The organism is Cupriavidus necator N-1, assembly GCF_000219215.1.
Classification (GTDB): Bacteria; Pseudomonadota; Gammaproteobacteria; order Burkholderiales; family Burkholderiaceae; genus Cupriavidus; species Cupriavidus necator.
Genome location: NC_015726.1, coordinates 479,451 through 497,781, shown reverse-complemented (window position 1 = coordinate 497,781; position 18,331 = coordinate 479,451). Strand labels below are relative to the sequence as shown.

Genomic DNA, 18,331 nt, shown 5'->3' with positions numbered 1-18,331 from the left:
GGCGCCCCGCCCGAATCCAATGCCGTTTGCTCATCCGGTCATGCAAAACCTGCATAACCTTGTCATCTGGCGGAAACCGGGGCACCGGCCGGCTGGGCGGACTGGGCCGCTGACAAGGTCGACCACACCTGATCGACCAGCTGGCGCTTGCGCCGTGCCCCGGCGCGGCGTTCGTTGCCGTTCTCGCCCGGGCGCTCGCGGTACAGCCGGATTTCCATGTCGATCGACAGCGGCAGCCCGCGCGCCGACTCGGCCCGCACCAGCCGGCCCGCCGCCACGTCCTCGCGTACCGCGCTTTCGGGCAGGAAGGCCATGCCGTGGCCGGCCAGCGCCATCACCTTGAGCGCCTCGGCCATGTCGGTCTCGTAGCATTTGTCGAGCTTGAGCGCCTCGGAGGTGTCGGCCAGCAGCAGGTCGACCATGCGGCCGAGGAAGGCGTTGGGCGTGTAGCTGAGGAAGGGCACCGGCTTCTTGTCGGTGCCGGGCAGCCGGAACTGCGGCTTGCCGGCGGCGTCCGGCACGCTGTAGGGCGACAGCCGCTCGGTACCAAGCACCAGCATGTCGTACCGTGCCGGATCCAGCTGGATGGCCTGGCGCGCGTGGTGGTAGACCATCACCAGGTCGCAGCCGCCCTCTACCAGCATCAGCACCGCATCATGGACGTTGAGGGCGCGCAGCCGGCAGGGCAGCGTGCCGATCCGGCGCTCCAGCGCCTTGAGCCATTCCGGGAAGAAGGTCAGCGACAGCGTATGCGGCACCGCGAACTCCAGCACCTGGGCGTTGGCCGAGCGCTGGCCGCGCATCAGCGCGCGGGTCTCGCTGACCTGCGCCAGCATGGCCAGCGCCTGCTCGTAGAACACCTTGCCGGCCGGGGTCAGGCTGGTGGGGTAGCTCGAGCGGTCGATCAGCTCGGTGCCGACCCACGCCTCCAGCGACTGGATGCGGCGCGAGAACGCGGGCTGCGTGACGTGGCGCAGCTCGGCCGAGCGCGAGAAGCTGTGCGTCTCGGCCAGGCTGACGAAGTCTTCAAGCCATTTGATTTCCATGACGCGGATTATCCACCCGCGCCGGGCTGTCCGTCACCTGCGCGTCACCTGCCCGGCAGCAAGCCGTCAGCCGCGATGCGCCCAGCCCGTCATGCGCTTCTCGACCACCGCAAACAGCTCGTACATCGCCATCGCCATCACCGCGATTACCACCAGCCCGGCAAAGGCCAGCGGCATCTTCATGGCCGAGCCGGCCGACACCAGCAGGTAGCCGATGCCTTCGTTGGCGGCGTTCATCTCCGACACCGTGGTGCCGACAAAGGCCAGCGTGATCGCCACCTTCAGCGAGGCGAAGAAATACGGCATCGCGCGCGGCAGCCCGACCTTGAACAGCACGTCGCGCCGTTTGGCGCCCAGCACGCGCAGCACGTCTTCCAGCTCCGGCTCCAGCGTGGCCAGCCCGGTGGCGATATTGACCATGATCGGGAAGAACGAGATCAGGAACGCGGTCAGGATCGCCGGGCCGGCGCCCAAGCCGAACCACACCACCAGGATCGGCACGAAGGCGGCCTTGGGCAGCGCGTTGAAGGCCGTCATCAGCGGATAGCTGGCGGCATAGAGCAGCCGCGACGAGCCCATTGCCAGCCCCAGCAGCACGCCCACGGCGATGGCCACGCCGAAGCCCACCATGGTGGTCCAGAAGGTGCGCCACGCATGGCCGGCGATCACGCCGGCATATTCCACCAGCGAGGCCACGATCGCCGACGGCGTCGGCAGGATGAAGTCGGACACGCCGAAGGCCATGCACGCGCCCTGCCACAGCAACAGCACCGCGGCCAGCAGCAGCCAGGGCGCCACGCGCTGCACGCGGCGCTCTTGCGCGGAAGTCAGAGTCATCATCGTTGGGTTGCCTTAGTGTTGCCGCACATGGCCGATCTTTTCGCGCAACACGTGCACCAGGTCGGCAAAGGGCTCGGTATAGGTCAGTTCCAGGTCGCGCGGGCGCGGCAGGTCAATCTCCTTGCGCATCAGGATGCGGCCCGGGCGCTGGCTCATCACGTAGACGGTGTCGGCCAGGAACACGGCCTCGCGCAGGTCGTGCGTGACCAGGATCACGTTGAAGCGCTGCGCCTGCCACAGGTCGCGCAGCACGCACCAGAGCTCCTCGCGGGTAAAGGCGTCGAGCGCGCCGAAGGGCTCGTCCAGCAGCAGCATGCGCGGCTCGTGGATCAGCGCGCGGCAGATCGAGGCGCGCTGCTGCATGCCGCCGGACAGCTGCCACGGGTATTTGTCCTCGTAGCCGGCCAGGCCCACCGTATGCAGCAGCTTGCGGGCGCGCTCGATGTACTCGTCGCGACGTGCGCGCAGGGTGGAGCGATACGGCTCGACGATCTCCAGCGGCAGCATCACGTTGTCCAGCGTGGTGCGCCACGGCAGCAGCGTGGGCGCCTGGAAGGCCATGCCGACCTGCTTGAGCGGGCCGGTCACCTTCTGGCCGGCGATTTTCACGATGCCGCGCGTGGCCGGCTTGAGCCCCGTCGCCAGCTTCATGAAGGTGGACTTGCCGCAGCCGGACGGGCCGACGATGGCAATGAACTCACCCGGCGCCACCTGCAGTGAGATGTCCTCGACCGCGAACTCGCCCTTGTGCGCGAGCTCGTCGTTATAGGCCAGCCAGACCCGGTTGAAATCGACAAAGGGTTCCGCGCCCGGGGGCGCGGCGGGCGCGGCACTGCCGCCGGACGCGGGCATGAAGGCAGCCTGGCGCGTCATCATCGCAGCACATCCAGTTCGGCCGCGCTGGGCAGGAACGCGTCGGTCCACAGCGCATCGGGGTTGATGCGGCCCTTGGTGCCGAAGGCATCGGCCACCTGCGAGGCCATCAGCGACAGGCGCGGCTTGCTGATGCGCCCGAAACCCTCGGCCTTCGCGTCCGGCGACTTGACCACGCTGTCCAGCGCAAGCTTGAGCCGGCGCACTTCCAGCTTTTCGTCGATGATGCCGTCGCGCGCCTTGACCGCCTTGATGCCCTCTTCCGGCCGCGCGATCACGTCGCGCGCCGACTTGCTGAAGGCGCGCAGGAAGGCCTTCACCGCCTCGGGGTTCTTCTTAATGAACTCCTCGGAGGCGATCACCGCGTTGCCGTACAGCTTCACGCCGAACTGCGGGTACGGCAGCACCACCATGTCTTCATCCTTCACGCCGCGCGCGTTCAGGTTCAGGATCGAGGTGAACGAGAACCCGGTGATGGCATCGAGGTCGCCGCGCGTGAGCATGGTCTCGCGCAGCGTCGGGTCCATCGCCTGCCAGTTGAACGAGGACGGCTGCAGGCCGTTGGCCTTGGCGAAGATCGGGAAGGCGCGGCGGCCGGCGTCGAACACCGGCGCGCCCATGCGCTTGCCGGCGAGGTCCTTCGGCGCGCGTATGCCGGACTTCTTCAGCGCCAGGACGGCCGCGGGCGTGTTGTTGTAGACCATCATCACGGCCACCGGCTTGTTCTTGGCATCGGGGTTGTTGCCGTAGAACTCCATCACCGACGACATGTCGGCGAAGCCCATGTCGTACGTGCCCGAGGCCACGCGGTTGACCACGTTGCCCGAGCCGTTGCCGGCGTCGATCGAGACATCGAGCTTCTCGGCCTTGTAGTAGCCCTTCTGCTCGCCTAGCAGGAACAGCGCCGCCGGCCCTTCGAAGCGCCAGTCGAGCTGGAAGCGGACCTTGGTTGGTGCAGCCTGCGCGTGGGCCGCGCCGGTGAATTGTGTCGACAGCACCAGGCTGGTGCCGATCATCACGCCGAGCTTCAGCAGGCGGCGCCGTGCCGTGATGCGGGCCGCGCGCGTGCCGGCATTGTCAGTGTTCCCGGCGGCAGCGGCACAAACACCGGGGGACACTGGCGCAGCGTGGATATGAGGCATGGAATCTCTCCGTGGATCGTGATCTCGGAGGGATTCGTCCGCAAGGGACGTGCCAGGTTTTGAAGCTCCGTTTCAGGGCGTGCCCGCAAGCGATTGCCGAACCAAAATCGTGCGAGGCGATTGCCGCATCGGCATCGTCGGCAATGATTGTCGACAATGCCCGCCGCCCCTTGGTGCACGCGGATGCAGGAGAATGCAGTCCCGTCAGGCGTCCTGCGTGGCGTCGCCAACGTCGAGTGCCAGCGCATCCGCGCCCACGGCTTCGCCGCCCTTGGCGGCGGCGCGCGCCTGGATGTCCCACATCTCGGCGTAGCGGCCACGCGCGCGCATCAGCTCGGCATGGGTGCCGCGCTCGACGATGCGGCCGTGGTCCATCACCAGGATCTGGTCGGCATGCACGACGGTGGACAGCCGGTGCGCGATCAGCAGCGTGGTGCGGTTCTGCGCCAGCCGCATCAGCTCGGCCTGGATCGCCTGCTCGGTGCGTGAATCCAGTGCCGAGGTGGCTTCGTCGAAGACCAGCACCGGCGGGTTCTTCAGCAACGTGCGCGCGATCGCCACGCGCTGCTTCTCGCCGCCGGACAGCTTCAGGCCGCGCTCGCCCACCGGGGTGTCGTAGCCCTGCGGCAGCTCGCGGATGAAGCTGTCGATCTGCGCGGCGCGCGCGGCGGCGATGACCTCGTCGCGGCTGGCGTCGGGCCGGCCGTAGGCGATGTTGTAGAAGATGCTGTCGTTGAACAGCACCGTGTCCTGCGGCACGATACCGATGGCGCGGCGCAGGCTGTCCTGCGTGATCGCGCGGATATCCTGGCCGTCGATCTCGATGGCGCCGCCGTTGACGTCGTAGAAGCGGAACAACAGCCGCGCCAGCGTCGACTTGCCCGAGCCGCTGTGCCCGACCACCGCGGTGGTGGTGCCCGCCGCGATGGTGAAATCCACGCCGTCCAGGATCAGCCGGTCCGGCTCATAGCTGAAGCGCACGCCGCTGAAGCGCACCTGCGCGCCGTTGACCTGCAGCGGCTTCGCATCAGGCGCGTCGGCCACCTCCTGGTTGGTGCCCAGCAGCACGAACATGCGGTCCATGTCGGTGGTGGCCTGCTTGATCTCGCGGTAGATCACGCCGAGGAAGTTCAGCGGGATATAGAGCTGGATCATCAGCGTATTGACCAGGACCAGGTCGCCCAGCGTGAGCTTGCCGTCGACCACGCCCACGGTGGCGCGCCACAGGATCAGGATCAGCCCCAATGCGATGATGGTCTGCTGGCCGAAGTTCAGGAACGACAGCGAATTCTGCGAGCGGATCGCCGCGGTGCGGTACTTGCGCAGGTTCTCGTCGTAGCGCTGCGCCTCATACTCTTCATTGCCGAAGTACTTGACCGTCTCGAAGTTGAGCAGGGAATCGATCGCCTTCTGGTTGGCGCGCGAATCCAGCTCGTTCATGCGGCGGCGGAAATGCGTGCGCCATTCCGTCACCACAATGGTGAAGACGATATAGCCCACCAGCGCGCAACCGGTGATGGCCGCGAACCAGATGTCGTAGTGCAGGATAAAGAAGCCGATCACCAGCCCCATCTCCACCAGCGTGGGCAGGATGCTGTACAGCGAATACGAGATCAGCGACTGGATGCCGCGGGTGCCGCGCTCGATGTCGCGGCTCATGCCGCCGGTCTGCCGGTCCAGGTGGAAGCGCAGCGACAGCGCGTGCAAGTGCCGGAACACCTGCAGCGCGATCTCGCGCACCGCGCTCTGCGTGACCTTGGAAAAGAGCATCTCCCGCAACTCGGTGAACAGCGTCGCCGACAGCCGCAGCAGCCCGTAGGCGACGATCAGCCCGACCGGCACGGCCAGCAGCGCGCGCGGGTCGCCCGGCTGCAGGTTCATGCTGTCGATCAGCTGCTTCATCAGCACCGGCACGCCCAGGTTGGCCACCTTGGCCGACACCAGGCACGCCAGCGCCAGCATCACGCGCCACTTGTAGTGCCAGACATAGGGCAGCAGGTTGCGCACCGTCTGCCAGTCGCTGCGGGGCGCGCGCTGACCGGGAAAGAGCGTGTTTGAAGCAGGAGCGGGGGCCGGCTCAGCGGTCGTGGAATAGCGGCGCATACGTTAGAATTCGGGCCAATGCGCGATTGTCGCAGAGTTCGCATTACGTGGCAGGCGAAGGGTCTTTCGCCGCGCCCCGCCCCTTCCGCAGTCCACCACACACCGTCATGAACGCTCCCCACACCGTCCCAGCCCTGCCCGCCGGCAAGAATCCCGCTCTGCGCGTAGTGCCCATGCCCGCCGACGCCAATGTGCACGGCGACGTTTTCGGCGGCTGGATCATGGCGCAGGTGGATATCGCCGGCTCGATCCCGGCAGTGGAACGCGCCCAGGGCCGCGTGGCCACCGTCGCGGTCAACTCCTTCCTGTTCAAGCATCCGGTGTTCGTTGGCGACCTGGTCAGCTTTTATGCGGACATCGTCAAGACCGGCCGTACCTCGATCACGGTGTCGGTCGAGGTCTATGCGCAACGGATGCGCCACAGCAATGAGATCGTCAAGGTTACGGAGGCCACGCTGACGTATGTGGCGACAGATGAATCGCGGCAGCCGCGGGTGTTGCCGTCGGCTTGAGCGCCTCGGCCCCGAATGCAAAAAGCCGTCTGCGCGTAACGCAGGCGGCTTCTTTTATTCCTTTCCGGGGCTCCGACCGGCTTACTCAAACTTCGTAAAATCCGGCTTGCGCTTCTGGAAGAAGGCAGCAAACGCCTCTTTCGCCTCCGGCGCCACCAGCATCTTCCGGAACACCGCGCCCTCCTCGGCCATCTGCTTTTCCACGGCCGCCACATCGCCCGCCTTCATCAGCCGCTTGGTCTCGCGCAGTGAAGACGCCGGCAGGGCCGCCAGCTTGCGCGCCTGCTGCAGCGCAAAATCGTGCAGCTCGGCCACTGGCAGCACCCGCGTCACCAGCCCGATCTCCAGCGCCTCCTGCGCGCTGAAAGCCTCGCCCAGCAGCAGCTTCTCGGCCGCGCGCTGGTAGCCGACCAGCCGCGGCAGCAGCAGGCTCGAGGCCGCCTCGGGGCACAGGCCCAGCTGCACGAACGGCAGCGACAGCTTGGCCGTATCGGACGCATAGACCAGGTCGCAATGCAGCAGCATGGTGGTGCCCACCCCGACCGCGGCACCGCTGACGGCTGCCACGATCGGCTTGGTGGCGTGGCTGATCTGGTAGAGGAACTGGAACACCGGCGCCTGCTCGGCGCCATCGCCCGCGCTAGGCGGGCGCTGCATGAAGTCTTCCAGGTCGTTGCCGGCGGTAAAGATCTCGGGCTTGCCGCGCAGCAGGATGGCGCGCACGTTGCGGTCGGTCTCGGCCGCGCGCAGCGCGTCGGCCATGGCCTGGTACATCGCCGCGGTGATGGCGTTCTTCTTGTCGATGCGGTCGAACTCGATGGTCAGGATGCCCTGCTCGATGCCGGTGCGGATGCTCATGGTGTCCTCGTCTGTGGATGCATTGCTTGGAGGGTTATTCAAAAGGCGGCGGCGATTCGGAAAGATAGCTCAGCCCGAACGCGCGCGCGCCGACATTCAGCGCCACCGTCAGGCTCATCGGCGCCAGCATCAGTTCCACGCCCTGGCTGCGCGCGGTGCGCTCCAGCGACTGGAAGGCCGGCATCGCGCGCACGGCGTCGAGCGGGCCGGCATAGCAGACGGAGATCGCCGGCACCATCAGGTCGCCGCCGCGGATGCACTGCTCGGCATGCTGCAGCACGCGGCGCGCGCCCTCCTCGGAGCCGCGCGCCCTGGCGATGGCGCCGGTGTGCCCGCGGTGCATGCGCACCACCGGGCGGATATTGAAGGCGCTGCCCATCACATAGCGCCCCCAGGTGATGCTGCCCTCGCCCTTCTGGCGCGCGCGCGTGTACATGTAGAGCAGCTCGTCGGGCACCAGGAACATATGGGCGGCGTCGCGCAGGCGCGTCTCGACCGCTTCCCGCACCGCCTGCGGGCTGGCGCCGGCGGCGGCCATGCGCGCGGCTTCGCGCACGATCAGCGCCTGGCCCGGCCCGATCGCGCCGGTGTCGACCACGGTCAGGTCGAACAGGCCGGTGCGCCCGGCTTCCTTGCGCAGGCGCACGCTGCGCGCCACGGTACCGATCACCGCGCCGGTGGCATGCGCATACAGCTTACTGCGCGAACTGGCGATGGTGAACAGGATGGCGCGGTCGCAATGGGCCACTACATTGCGCAGCAGGTGTTCTTCCAGCTCGCGCTCGAGCAGCGGGATCGATTCGGCGTAGTGGTCCTGGCGGCCGACCAGGTATTGATGGTAGAGCATGGGCAGCGCGTCTTCATCGCGCGTATCGGCGACGAAATGCTCGCCCGCGCGGATGCGGAACGGAATGGTATGGATCTTCAGCTGGGCCATGACGTCGCGCGGCAGATCGCACGCGGCATCGGCCAGGATGGCTGTCTCCTGCATATTATTGTCTCCTCCCTACCTGGTGACCCGCATGGCGGGCGGCAGCCCCGGTACTGCTTTCTTCACCTGACAGAAGGGCGGGACAGTCCCGAGGGACCGTCCCGCAGGCGCGTTCAGACGCGCTCGAAGATGCCTGCGGCGCCCATGCCCGTGCCGACGCACATGGTCACCATGCCGTACTTCAGGTTGTGGCGGCGCAGCGCGTGCACCACCGTGGCCGAACGGATCGCACCGGTGGCACCCAGCGGGTGGCCCAGCGCAATCGCGCCGCCCATGCGGTTGACCTTGGCCGGGTCCAGTTGCAGATCGCGCATCACCGCCAGCGACTGCGCGGCAAAGGCCTCGTTCAGTTCGATCCAGTCGAGCTGGTCCTGGGTCAGGCCCGCGGCCTTCAGCGCCGCCGGAATCGCTTCCTTGGGGCCGATGCCCATGATCTCGGGCGGCACGCCGCGCACCGCGAACGAGACGAAGCGCGCCAGCGGCACCAGGTTGAACTGCTTGAGGATCTTTTCCGAGACCAGGATCAGCGCGCCGGCGCCGTCAGAGGTCTGCGAGCTGTTGCCGGCGGTGACGCTGCCCTTGTTGGCAAACACCGGGCGCAGCTTGCCCAGGCCTTCCAGCGAGGTCTCCGGGCGCGGGCCTTCGTCCAGCGAGATCGTGCGCGTCTTCACGTTGACCTGGCCGCTGGCGAGGTCGGGGAAGCGCTCGACGATCTCGATCGGCGTGATCTCGTCCTTGAACTCGCCGGCCTGCTGCGCGGCGATGGCCTTCTGATGCGAGGCCAGCGAGAACGCATCCTGGTCCTCGCGGCTGACCTGCCATTGCTGCGCCACCTTCTCGGCGGTCAAGCCCATGCCGTAGGCGATGCCCACGTTCTCGTCGCGGGTGAAGATTTCCGGCGACATCGACGGCGAGTTGCCCATCATCGGCACCATGCTCATCGATTCCACGCCGGCGGCGATCATGACGTCGGACTCGCCCACGCGGATGCGGTCGGCCGCCATCGCCACCGCGCTCACGCCCGAGGCGCAGAAGCGGTTGACGGTGATGCCGCCCACGGTATTGGGCAGGCCCGACAGCAGCGCGCCGATGCGCGCCACGTTCAGGCCCTGCTGCGCCTCAGGAATCGCGCAGCCGACGATGGCGTCTTCGATCAGCTTCGGGTCCAGGTTCGGCACCTGCGCCACGGCAGCCTTCAGGATGGTGGCCAGCAGGTCGTCCGGGCGCGTGTTCTTGAACGCGCCCTTCGGGGCCTTGCCGATCGGCGAGCGGGTGGCCGCAACGATATATGCGTCTTGCAGTTGTTTCATGATGTCGGTTCCTCGCTTGCCCTGTTAGTTACGCACCGGCTTGCCGGTCTGCAGCATGCCCATGATGCGCTCCTGCGTCTTGCCGGTGCCGAGCAGGTCGACAAAGGCCTTGCGCTCCAGCGCCAGGAGCCAGTCCTCGCTCACCAGCGAGCCGGCCTCGACGTCGCCGCCGCACACCGCTTCGGCAATGCGGCTGGCGATCAGGAAGTCGTGTGCGGAGATAAAGCCGCCGTCGCGCATATTGACCAGCGATGCCTTGATGGTGGCAACGCCCGAGCGGCCGGCCACCGGGACCAGCGTCGGCAGCGGCGCGCGGTAGCCCGCGTTGGCCAGCGCGCGCACTTCGTTCTGCGCCACGTACAGCAGCTCATGCACGTTGAAGACGATCTTGTCGGACGGCTGCAGGTAGCCCATCTGGCGCGCTTCCAGCGCCGAAGCCGAGACCTTGGCCATGGCCGCGCTCTGGAAGCGGCTGGTCAGGAACTGCAGGATGTTGGTACTGCCCGCGGCCTGCGCCGCACGCGCGGCTGCCAGCGCGGCTTCCTTCAGGCCGCCGCCGGCCGGCACCAGGCCCACGCCCACTTCGACCAGGCCGATATACGTCTCCAGTGCGGCCACGCGCGAAGCCGAGTGCAGCATCAGCTCGCAGCCGCCGCCCAGCGCAATGCCGGACGCCGCGGAGACCACCGGCACCGAGGCGTACTTCACGCGCATCATGCCGTCCTGGAACTTCTTCACGAACGGCTCGATGCCCTTGGCGCCGCCCATCATGAAGGCGGGCATGGCCGCTTCCAGATTGGCGCCGGCGGAGAACGGGCCACCCGGCGCGCCCAGTTGCAGCGAAGTCGGCTGCCATACCACCAGGCCCTTGTAACCGGCTTCGGCCAGGTCGATGGCGCGGGTCAGGCCGTCGATCACGTCCGGCCCGATGGTGTTCATCTTGCTCTTGAACGAGACGACCAGCACGTCGTCCTGGCCTTCGCTCACCCAGATGCGCACGGCGTCGTTCTCTTCGACGGTGCGGCCGGCCTTGCGCGGATCGGCCGCGGCAGTGCCCTTGATCGCGGCACGGAATGCCTGGCGCTGGTACGCCGGCAGCGTGCTGCGCACGACGAACGACTGCGTCGCCGGCGACCACGAACCGGCGGCGGCGTGCACGCCCTGGTTCTCTGCCACCGGACCCTCGAATACCCATGCCGGCAGCGGCGCCGCCGACAGCGCCTTGCAGGCTTCCACGTCTTCCTTGACCCACTCGGCCACCTGCTTCCAGCCGGCCGACTGCCAGTCCTCGAACGGACCCGAGGTCCAGCCGAAGCCCCAGCGGATCGCCAGGTCGATATCGGCGGCGGAACCGGCGATCTGCTCCAGGTACACGGCGATGTAGTGGAACACGTCGCGGAACACCGCCCACAGGAACTGCGCCTGCGGGTTGGTCGACTCGCGCAGCAGCTTGATGCGCTCGGCCGCATCCTTCTTCAGCATGCGCACCACGATCTCGTCGGCCTTCTTGCCGGCATCGACATACTGGCCGGTCTTGGCGTCGAGCACCTTGATGGCCTTGCCTTCCTTCTTGTAGAAGCCGGCGCCGGTCTTCTGGCCCAGCGCGCCCGCGTCGACCAGGCTCTTGAGCACGGCCGGGGTCTTGTACACCGGCGCGAACGGGTCGTCGTGCAGGGTGTCCTGCATGGTCTTGATTACGTGCGCCATGGTGTCCAGGCCGACCACGTCCGCGGTGCGGAAGGTGGCGGACTTAGCGCGGCCCAGCTTGGAGCCGGTCAGGTCATCGACCACGTCGAACGGGATGCCGAACTTCTCGGCTTCGGCAAACACCGCCAGGATCGAGAAGATGCCGACGCGGTTGGCGATGAAGTTGGGCGTGTCCTTGGCGCGCACCACGCCCTTGCCGAGCGTGGTGGTCAGGAACGCTTCAAGCTGGTCGAGGATCTGCGGCTGCGTGGTCGCGGTCGGGATCAGCTCGACCAGGTGCATGTAGCGCGGCGGGTTGAAGAAGTGCACGCCGCAGAAGCGTGACTTCAGGTCGGCATCAAACCCGTCGGACAGCGCGGTGATCGACAGGCCCGAGGTGTTGGTCGCGAAGATCGCGTGCGAGGCCAGGTGCGGCGCGACCTTCTTGTACAGGTCGTGCTTCCAGTCCATGCGCTCGGCGATCGCCTCGATCACCAGGTCGCATTCCTTGAGCAGCGCGATGTCGTCCTCGTAGTTGGTCGCCTGGATCAGGCCGGCCTCTTCCTTGATGCCCAGCGGCGCGGGCGAGAGCTTCTTCAGGTTCTCGATGGCGCGCAGCGCGATGCCGTTCTTGGGGCCTTCCTTGGCCGGCAGGTCGAACAGCACCACGGGCACGCGTGCATTGATCAGGTGGGCGGCGATCTGCGCCCCCATGACGCCGGCACCCAGCACGGCGACTTTCTTGACGATGAAATTGGACATGCTCGCTCCTGGATTAGTGAGCGTTAGACAGATGCGAAGCCGTCGTTCCCGGCCGGGAACGACGGGTAGAGTCGACTCAGAACAGGTCTGCGTCCAGCGCCATCAGCGTGGCCGAACCGGCGCGCGCCTTGCGGATCTCGGCGGCGGTTTCCGGCAGCAGCTTGGCAAAATAGAAGCGTGCCGTGGCCAGCTTGGCGGTGTAGAACTTGTCGCCGCTGCCTTCCTTCTCCAGCGCGATCTTGGCCATGCGGGCCCAGAAGTACGAGAACACCAGGTGGCCCACCACGCGCAGGTACGGCACCGCGGCGGCACCCACCTCGTCGGCATTGCCCATCGCCTTCATGCCGATTTCCATGGTGAGCTTCTGCACCTTGTCGCCAATGTCGGCGAGCGGGTTGATGAACTCCTGCATGGCTTCGTTGGTGCCTTCGGCTTCAACGAACTCCTGCACGATCTTGCCGAAGGCCTTCATCCTGGCGCCCATGTCGCCCAGGATCTTGCGGCCCAGCAGGTCCAGCGCCTGGATGGTGTTGGTGCCTTCGTAGATCATGTTGATGCGCGCATCGCGCACATACTGTTCCATGCCCCACTCGGCGATATAGCCGTGGCCGCCGAACACCTGCATGCCCTCGTTGGTGGACGTGAAAGCGTTGTCGGTCAGGAAGGCCTTGATCACCGGCGTGAGCAGCGCGACCAGGTCGCCGGCCTGCTTGCGCACGGCTTCGTCAGGGTGCGACAGCTCGCGGTCGATCTGCAGCGCGGTCCAGTAGCTGAAGGCGCGGCCGCCTTCGGCGTAGGCCTTCTGCGTCAGCAGCATGCGGCGCACGTCCGGGTGCACGATGATCGGGTCGGCGGGCTTGTCCGGCGCCTTCGGGCCGGTCAGCGCGCGCATTTGCAGGCGGTCCTTAGCGTAGGCCAGCGAGTTCTGGTACGCCACTTCGGTCAGGCCCAGGCCCTGTGCGCCCACGCCCAGGCGCGCGGCGTTCATCATCACGAACATGGCGTTCAGGCCCTTGTTGGGCTCGCCGACCATCCAGCCGCGCGCGCCGTCCAGGTTCATCACGCAGGTGGCGTTGCCGTGGATGCCCATCTTGTGCTCGATCGAGCCGCATTTGATGCCGTTGCGCTCGCCCGGGTTGCCGTTGGCATCGGGGATGAACTTGGGCACCACGAACAGCGAGATGCCCTTGGTACCGCCCGGCGCGTCCGGCAGGCGTGCCAGCACTAGGTGGATGATGTTCTCGGCCATGTCGTGCTCGCCGGCCGAGATGAAGATCTTGGTGCCCGAGATCAGGTACGAACCGTCGGCCTGCGGCTCTGCCTTGGAACGCAGGATGCCGAGGTCGGTGCCGCAGTGCGGCTCGGTCAGGCACATGGTGCCGGTCCACACGCCCGAGACCAGCTTGGGCAGGTAGGTCTGCTGCAGTTCGGGCGTGCCGTGCGCGTGCAGCGCCTCGTACGCGCCGTGCGACAGGCCCGGGTACATGGTCCAGGCCTGGCCGGCCGAGTTCAGCATCTCGTAGACCACATTGTTGATCACGATCGGCAGGCCCTGGCCGCCGAATTCGGGATCGCAGGCGAGCGCCGGCCAGCCGGCTTCGACGTACTGCTGGTAGGCTTCCTTGAAGCCGGTGGGGGCCTTCACCACGCCGTCGCCGACGTAGGTGCAGCCTTCGCGGTCGCCCACCTGGTTGAGCGGGAATACCACGTCCGAGCAGAACTTGCCGGCTTCTTCGATGACCTGGTTGATGGTGTCCGCGTCGATGTCCGCGTGCGGCGGCATCGCCTTGAGTTCGGCTTCGGCGCCGAGCAGTTCATGGAGCACGAACTGCATGTCGCGCAACGGTGCGGTGTACTGGCCCATCTGAGACTCCTTGGAGTTGTGCGATGCCGCCACGCCGCCCGTCCCGCTTGCGCGATACGGTCCGACTGGGGCGACCTCAGGTACGGTAAGACTGAATCAGTTTGTTGAGCGCGACCATGGCAAGCTCGGCACTGTCAGGCAGGCGCAGGAAACGGGCGTCATGATGCAAGCCTAGTTCAAGGCTGTACATCTCGAACAGCATCAGGCGCGGATCGCAGTCCGCGCGCAGGTGCCCTTCCTCCCGCGCCTGGTTGATGGCGCGCGTGAGCGCTGCCCGCCAGATGGTGACGCTCTTGACCAGTTCGTCACGCACCAGGCTGCCGGCACGGTCGTCGTACTCCACGGCGCCGCTGATGTAGATGCATCCAGTCGTCACTTCCTGGATGCGCTTCTCCATCCAGCGCCGCACCATCGACCACAGCCGGGGCAGTCCGCGCGGCTCCTGCAGCGAGGGATAGAACACCTCCTGCTCGAACCGGCGGTGATACTCCCGCACCACCTCCACCTGCAGGTCTTCGCGCGAACCGAAATGCGCGAAGACACCGCTCTTGCTCATCTGCATGCGTTCCGCGAGCAGCCCGATGGTCAGACCTTCGAGCCCGTCGCGGGACGACAATTCCAGTGCGGCATCCAGAATCGCCACGCGCGTCATTTCACCCTTGCGCATTGGCGCGGGGGAGGCGGCGGCGGATTCGAGACGGGCTGACTGGTGTCGCATGTTTTTTCTCCGTTCTGCGATGCCCTGCTGCGGCATCGCGTATGACCCTGACGTTGCATTTCTGCTTGCGGCCGAACCGGCGGATTTGCCGGTGCATACCGCGAATGCACGCAGTCTAAGCCAAAAAAGAACGGTCGTTCAGATTATTCTGGCGCAGCAGCCGACCATCAAGCTTTTAATTAGACCGCTGTTTCTAAACGGACTGCAATGCAGCATGTCCTTCATGTCGGCCATGGCTGGCGTTGCAACCGGTTGCAGCCAGCGCCCTGCCGCATGGCAGCAAACGTACATCGCGCTCGCGGCTGCCGTTCAGTAGCGCCCTGTGACACCAGCAATGACGACACCCAGGCGCAGCACCATATAGGCCGTCCAGTTGGCGAGCCGGTGCAGCGGCGAGCGGCGCGCATGCACCTCCGGCATCACGCGCACGCTGCGGTGCGCAATGGCGTATTCCAGTGCGGTACGCAGTTCAGCGGCGAAGGCCGCATCATAAACGGCGACATTGGCTTCGCGTGCAAGCAGCAGGCTGAACGGGTCCATATTGCTCGACCCGACCGTGGCCCAGGCCTCGTCCACCACGCCCACCTTGGCATGCAGGAAGCTCTCGGCATACTCGTAGATCTCGACGCCGGCCTCCAGCAGCGAGGCGTACAGCGCATGGGTGGCGTAGTGCTGCAGCCGGTATTCGACCCGGCCCTGCAGCAGCAGCCGCACGCGCACGCCGCGCGCGCGGCAGGCCAGCAGCGCGCGCCGCATCCTGTGGCCAGGCAGGAAGTAGGCGTTGGCCAGGATCACGTCGTGGCGCGCGGCGCCCAGCGCGCGCAGGTATTCGCGCTCGATGGTGCGGCGGTTGCGCAGGTTGTCGCGCAGCAGCAGCGCGGCGCGTACGCCGCCCGCGGCTTCCGGGCGCGGCGGCAGGTCGGTGACCAGCGGGTAGTCGGCCACCGCGGCGGCGCGTTCGGCGCCGTGCATATCGCGCAGCGACAAGCGCCACCAGAGCCGCTCGGCGGACAGCGCAATGCCGTCCACCAGCGGGCCGCTGACCTGCACCGCGAAGTCATAGCGCGGCCCCAGGTTGGCGCCCTCGAACGGGCCGTGGTTGTGGTCGTCGATGATATTGATGCCGCCGACGAAGGCGACGCGCCGGTCGATCACCGCCAGCTTGCGGTGCAGCCTGCGCAGGTGGCGCCGCGCCAGCCGGAAGCCGCGCAGCATGCGGAACACGCGCAGTTGCACGCCGCCGGCGCGCAGCCGCGCGGCCAGCTCGGCGGGCATGTCGCCGGCGCCGAATCCGTCCACCGTCACGCGCACGGTCACGCCGCGCGCGGCGGCGCGGATCAGCGCGTCGCTGACCGCGCGGCCGACCTCGTCATCGGCATAGATGTAGGTTTCCAGCATCACCTGGAACGCGGCCTGGTCGATGGCGGCGATCAGCGCGGGGAAGAAGTCCTGGCCGCCGTGCAGCAGCCGCACCGCATTGCCGGTGGTGGGCTTGCCGCGGCGCCAGGTCCAGCGCAGCATGTGGCGGCGCGGCGCGTGGTCGCCGGCCGCGGCCGGGTCGTGCGCGCGGGCGTCGGCATGAGCGGAGTGGGATATCCGTGACATGCCGTGATTATCGGACAGATTGCCGGGCGCAAGGCGCCGCGCGCACATTGGCAGGCGCATCTCTGCTATCGTCGATACTGATGCTTGCCTGCGCAGCCAGCGACGGGCCATCGACGACTGACGCCCCCCACGGAACCCATTGTGAAGGTATTCGGCATTACCGGATCGTCCGGCAGCGGCAAGACCACGCTGCTGGACCAGCTCATCCCCTGTTTCGTCGCCGCCGGCCTGCGCGTGGCCGGCGTCAAGCACACCCACCACGGCTTTGACCCCGACACGCCCGGCAAGGACTCCTGGCGCATGCGCGAGGCCGGCTGCGCCAATGTCGTGCTGGTCGGCGCGCGCCACCTGACGCTGATGCGCCATTATCCGGAAGCGGTGCCCTCGCCCGAACTGGACGATGCGCTCGCCGTACTGCCGGCCGACACCGAACTGGTGCTGGTTGAGGGCTACAAGCGCAGTGATTTTCCCAAGCTGGAGGTATATCGCCCGGCGCTGGGGCGCACGCCGCTGTGGGACGAGGTGCCGGGCGTGGTGGCGGTGGCCAGCGACGACCCTGCCGCGGTGGCCGCCATGACCGCGCTGCCGGTGCTGGACCTGAACGACCCGCAGGCGGTGTTCGCCTTCATCCGCGACTATCCGGAGCGCGCGCGCTGAATTCAGGCGGCCTTGCCGGCGGGCTCCGCGGGCATGGCCAACTCGCCCTGCGGATGCCCCAGTTCCGCCACCAGCGGCACGTGATCCGAGCGCTGCGCCCAGTCGCGGCCGGTCAGCGCATGCGCGCGCTCGATCTCATAGCCGCGCACATAGATGCGGTCGAGCTGCCACCACGGCATATGGCTGGGGAAGGTATGCAGACGCGCGCCACGCGCGTGCGAGGCCTCGACCGCGCCCAGCGTATTGCAGATCTGCGCATCGAGCCGGTGGTTCCAGTCGTTGAAGTCCCCGGCGATCACCAGCGGCATGCCGGCCGGCACTACATTGCGCACGCGCTCCACCAGAGCCTCGGCCTGGCGCGCGCGGCTGCGCGCAAACAGACCGAAATGCACGCAGATCAGGTGGGTTTCCACCCCGTGCACATCCGCCACCGCATGCAGCAGCCCGCGCTGCTCGAAGCGGTGGTCGGAAATATCCAGGTTCTCGGACATCAGGATCGGGTGGCGCGACAGGATCGCGTTGCCGTGATGGCCGTAGTCATAGACCGCGTTGCGTCCGTAGACCGAGTGCGGATAGGCGTCAGTGGCCAGGTAGTTGAGCTGCGTATGCTCCGGATCGAACAGCGCCGCGGCCACCAGACGGTCGTTGCGGTCCTGCACTTCCTGCAGGAAGACGATGTCCGCATCCATCGCATGCAGGCCGGCGCGCACGTTCTGGATGCGCGGGCGCCGCGAGATGCCGGTCACTCCCTTGTGGATGTTGTAGGTAACCACGCGCAGCTTCATGGCTGCGCTCCGTACACCGCCTGCCGCTCGCCAGCGCCAGCCCCGGCCGCGCGCCAGGCCAACTGGCGGATGGCCTCGGCATTGCTGCTGGAAAAGCACTGCTGCGCCGCCTGCTCCCATGGCAGCCACTGGTATTGCAGGTGTTCGCGTGGCGCCAGCGTCACCGGCAGCGCCTCCTGCACGCGCAGCCCGAACCAATGCTCAGTATTGCGCGTGACGCCTTCGGCGTACCGGTGGCGCCACTGCGGGTAGATCTCGTACTGGATGGTATGGCCCCAGTCGGTCAACTGGTGCTCGCCGGTGATGAGGCCGGTTTCCTCGGCCACTTCACGCGCGGCGGTCAGGGCCAGGGGTTCGTCCAGGGTGTCGAGGCTGCCGGTCACGGACTGCCAGAACCCCGGGCGATCGGCGCGTTCCAGCAGCAAGACTTGAAGATCTGGCGTGTAAATCACCACCAGCACGGATTCCGGGATCTTGTAGGACATGGGTCTGGGCGAAAGGACAAACCCAAGGATAGCGCAGCCGCGCCACGTTGCCACGCGAAAGCGTGGCGGCGCCCGCCCGAGGCGACTGTCGGCG

Annotated in this window: 17 protein-coding genes; 3 read left to right on the top strand and 14 right to left on the bottom strand. The window is 67.1% G+C overall.

Annotated features, from left to right (window positions below):
- Positions 1–62 precede the first annotated feature (62 nt).
- The 5 genes from CNE_RS02420 to CNE_RS02400 all read right to left on the bottom strand — a co-directional run bounded on the left by CNE_RS02420 (position 63) and on the right by CNE_RS02400 (position 6,004).
- Entirely contained in the window at positions 63–1,046 is a 984-nt protein-coding gene (locus CNE_RS02420; protein WP_013955558.1) for a LysR substrate-binding domain-containing protein, read from the bottom strand.
- Between the two features lie 66 nt (positions 1,047–1,112).
- Complete coding sequence (locus CNE_RS02415) at positions 1,113–1,886, bottom strand: ABC transporter permease (protein WP_013955557.1); 774 nt, start codon at positions 1,884–1,886, stop codon at positions 1,113–1,115.
- A gap of 12 nt (positions 1,887–1,898) precedes the next feature.
- Positions 1,899–2,762: an ABC transporter ATP-binding protein gene (locus CNE_RS02410; RefSeq protein WP_041227736.1), complete on the bottom strand. Its 864-nt coding sequence runs from the start codon at positions 2,760–2,762 to the stop codon at positions 1,899–1,901.
- Positions 2,759–3,901 carry an ABC transporter substrate-binding protein gene (locus CNE_RS02405; RefSeq protein ID WP_013955555.1) on the bottom strand — a complete coding sequence of 381 codons (1,143 nt, stop codon included), beginning with the start codon at positions 3,899–3,901 and terminating at the stop codon, positions 2,759–2,761. The genes CNE_RS02410 and CNE_RS02405 overlap by 4 nt, the downstream gene beginning before the upstream one ends.
- A 204-nt stretch (positions 3,902–4,105) precedes the next feature.
- Positions 4,106–6,004 (bottom strand): ABCB family ABC transporter ATP-binding protein/permease, encoded by a 1,899-nt coding sequence (locus tag CNE_RS02400; RefSeq protein ID WP_013955554.1) that lies wholly within the window; start codon positions 6,002–6,004, stop codon positions 4,106–4,108.
- 107 nt (positions 6,005–6,111) lie between these two features.
- Between CNE_RS02400 and CNE_RS02395 the strand changes: the two genes are divergently transcribed.
- Positions 6,112–6,516: an acyl-CoA thioesterase gene (locus CNE_RS02395; RefSeq protein ID WP_013955553.1), complete on the top strand. Its 405-nt coding sequence runs from the start codon at positions 6,112–6,114 to the stop codon at positions 6,514–6,516.
- Positions 6,517–6,597: 81 nt separating this feature from the next.
- On the opposite strand, the gene CNE_RS02390 is transcribed toward CNE_RS02395, so the two are convergent.
- The 6 genes from CNE_RS02390 to CNE_RS02365 form a co-directional block, all read right to left on the bottom strand.
- Complete coding sequence (locus CNE_RS02390; protein WP_013955552.1) at positions 6,598–7,374, bottom strand: enoyl-CoA hydratase; 777 nt, start codon at positions 7,372–7,374, stop codon at positions 6,598–6,600.
- A gap of 34 nt (positions 7,375–7,408) precedes the next feature.
- Positions 7,409–8,365: a DegV family protein gene (locus tag CNE_RS02385; RefSeq protein ID WP_013955551.1), complete on the bottom strand. Its 957-nt coding sequence runs from the start codon at positions 8,363–8,365 to the stop codon at positions 7,409–7,411.
- A 113-nt stretch (positions 8,366–8,478) separates the two neighbouring features.
- The gene (locus tag CNE_RS02380; protein ID WP_041227734.1) at positions 8,479–9,678 is read right to left on the bottom strand and encodes an acetyl-CoA C-acyltransferase; all 1,200 of its coding nucleotides are present in this window, start codon (positions 9,676–9,678) and stop codon (positions 8,479–8,481) included.
- Positions 9,679–9,699: 21 nt separating this feature from the next.
- Positions 9,700–12,123 (bottom strand): 3-hydroxyacyl-CoA dehydrogenase/enoyl-CoA hydratase family protein, encoded by a 2,424-nt coding sequence (locus CNE_RS02375; protein WP_013955549.1) that lies wholly within the window; start codon positions 12,121–12,123, stop codon positions 9,700–9,702.
- A gap of 76 nt (positions 12,124–12,199) precedes the next feature.
- A complete protein-coding gene (locus CNE_RS02370) occupies positions 12,200–13,987 on the bottom strand; it encodes an acyl-CoA dehydrogenase C-terminal domain-containing protein (protein ID WP_041227732.1) in 1,788 nt (595 codons plus the stop codon).
- Positions 13,988–14,063: 76 nt separating this feature from the next.
- Complete coding sequence (locus tag CNE_RS02365) at positions 14,064–14,654, bottom strand: TetR/AcrR family transcriptional regulator (protein ID WP_026201385.1); 591 nt, start codon at positions 14,652–14,654, stop codon at positions 14,064–14,066.
- Positions 14,655–14,703: 49 nt separating this feature from the next.
- Here CNE_RS02365 and CNE_RS02360 point away from each other — a divergent pair, with 49 nt between their 5' ends.
- Positions 14,704–15,021: a hypothetical protein gene (locus tag CNE_RS02360; RefSeq protein ID WP_041227730.1), complete on the top strand. Its 318-nt coding sequence runs from the start codon at positions 14,704–14,706 to the stop codon at positions 15,019–15,021.
- On the opposite strand, the gene clsB is transcribed toward CNE_RS02360, so the two are convergent.
- Complete coding sequence (gene clsB / locus CNE_RS02355) at positions 15,015–16,358, bottom strand: cardiolipin synthase ClsB (protein ID WP_041228287.1); 1,344 nt, start codon at positions 16,356–16,358, stop codon at positions 15,015–15,017. The two genes, CNE_RS02360 and clsB, sit on opposite strands and share 7 nt — an antisense overlap.
- A 93-nt stretch (positions 16,359–16,451) precedes the next feature.
- Between clsB and mobB the strand changes: the two genes are divergently transcribed.
- Positions 16,452–16,967, top strand: coding sequence for a molybdopterin-guanine dinucleotide biosynthesis protein B (gene mobB, locus CNE_RS02350; protein ID WP_013955545.1), 516 nt, complete (start codon positions 16,452–16,454; stop codon positions 16,965–16,967).
- 2 nt (positions 16,968–16,969) lie between these two features.
- Here mobB and CNE_RS02345 read toward each other — a convergent pair whose 3' ends face one another.
- A complete protein-coding gene (locus tag CNE_RS02345; RefSeq protein ID WP_013955544.1) occupies positions 16,970–17,752 on the bottom strand; it encodes an endonuclease/exonuclease/phosphatase family protein in 783 nt (260 codons plus the stop codon).
- A complete protein-coding gene (nudB, locus tag CNE_RS02340) occupies positions 17,749–18,237 on the bottom strand; it encodes a dihydroneopterin triphosphate diphosphatase (protein WP_013955543.1) in 489 nt (162 codons plus the stop codon). Before nudB ends, CNE_RS02345 begins: the two co-directional genes overlap by 4 nt.
- Positions 18,238–18,331 lie beyond the last annotated feature (94 nt).